The 1,534-nt window shown below is 42.7% G+C and carries 1 protein-coding gene; it reads right to left on the bottom strand.

Going from position 1 to position 1,534, the window contains the following annotated elements:
* Positions 1-31: 31 nt before the first annotated feature.
* Positions 32-1,285, bottom strand: a complete 1,254-nt coding sequence (iscB, locus tag ETC02_RS16510; protein WP_223812651.1) for an RNA-guided endonuclease IscB — start codon at positions 1,283-1,285, stop codon at positions 32-34.
* Positions 1,286-1,534 lie beyond the last annotated feature (249 nt).

Genomic DNA, 1,534 nt, shown 5'->3' with positions numbered 1-1,534 from the left:
TTCATCTTCTTTGGCGAGGAGACCCCGACTTCTAAGCGAGAGCGAAAGTCGGGGAGGAATCGCCCTTCCTCCTTTCAATTAACAATGTACTAGCATGCTCAACTCTTTTTAACTTTTTCCAGCTTGCTGAAGCATGCACTTTTGTGCCATCTAACAGCCGAAGGTCAAAATAACCACTGCTTCTTCTGCCAAATATAAAACATTCTTTCCTTTCGTATACCACCTTGTCAAACAGTTGAAACCCTTTGACAAATCGTGGAGCTTTGTTTGATTTTCGTTTTCCGCCTTTTAAGATGGTTGCTTTATGCAATTGACGGTTGTTTTTTCGAACGAATTTTAGAAGATAAACCGTGCCACTTGGCTTGGCTAGTGGATTTCCACTAATACAACGAGCATCCACCATATGAGATTTAGACAGTCCATTAGCAATGCGAATACATTTGGTGATATACCCGTATGTGATATTTGCATGCGAGTATTTTTCTCTTATCCTACTAAACATTGCCCATCGCATGGCGGTCATCTGACTAGCATCCCTCATAGGCGGTCGTTTGCGTTGAAATATATGCTCAAGCCCTTTTTCGTGAATTTCATGGTGGCATGTTTTGCATAGAGTGATCAGATTATCTGGTGAATCACCTCCTGTCTTTCGACTTTCAATATGATGCACTTGGAGAACAGGGTCTTTCTTTTTTCCTTTGCAATATTGACAAGTATGATTGTCTCTGTATAGAACATACTCTCTAACATTCCAAAACCCCATTTGTTCTCCTTGTTGATATTCCACCCCTCGGATATTTAGGTTTTTTAATTTCTGTGTATCGAATGCTGCTACCTCAATAGTGACAGATGTGACAGGGAGAATATTGTGAACTAAGTCAATCAACTTTATATGCGAGTTGATTTTGTGTTGAATAGATGGTGGTAACCATCCCTCTGGTTTTCTTCTGTTAAGAAATCTGGCTTCTCGGTAGCGAGTCTTTCTGTTTCTTCGACTTCTACGGAACTGTCTCCGTATAGCAAGTAATTCCACAATATCTGTTCGAAGTTGCGCTTCCGCTTCAAACAGCACATCTTTCTTTGTTGTTGCAGAAATTCCTACATGTCGTGTCCCCATGTCAACACCCAATGACACGGGTTGTTTGTAACCACTGCTACCATATAAAAGCTGGATGGTAAAAGGTGTCCTTCTTACTACTTTTGCTTTCTTCTGTTTTAGCAAAAGTCTTGCTTTCCTTGGTGAGCATGGCATGAGTGGTTTTCCATGCTTATTGATAATGTACACGAACAAGACGTGTACCTCCTTTCAGGAGTGAGTTCCTCCTCCCCAATGTTGGAAGGGCTTGTTCGGCAGACAGCACCGCTCCTACCCATCAGAGCTTTTAACCATCTGCGACAGGGTTACGGACTGGAGGAGCATCCGTAAGTGTCATGACCCTTCCAACGTAGCCATTGAATGGCTGAGGGTAGTCAACTAGGGCTTGCCAAGCCCCCACTTCAAAAGCCGTTAGGCTTTAAGTGGTGGGTAGTTGAC

The organism is Geobacillus sp. DSP4a (assembly GCF_013096875.1).
In the GTDB taxonomy this organism is placed as follows: Bacteria; Bacillota; Bacilli; order Bacillales; family Anoxybacillaceae; genus Geobacillus; species Geobacillus thermophilus.
The sequence above is the reverse complement of the archived record's forward strand: the minus strand, read 5'-3'. Positions and strand labels throughout refer to the sequence as shown.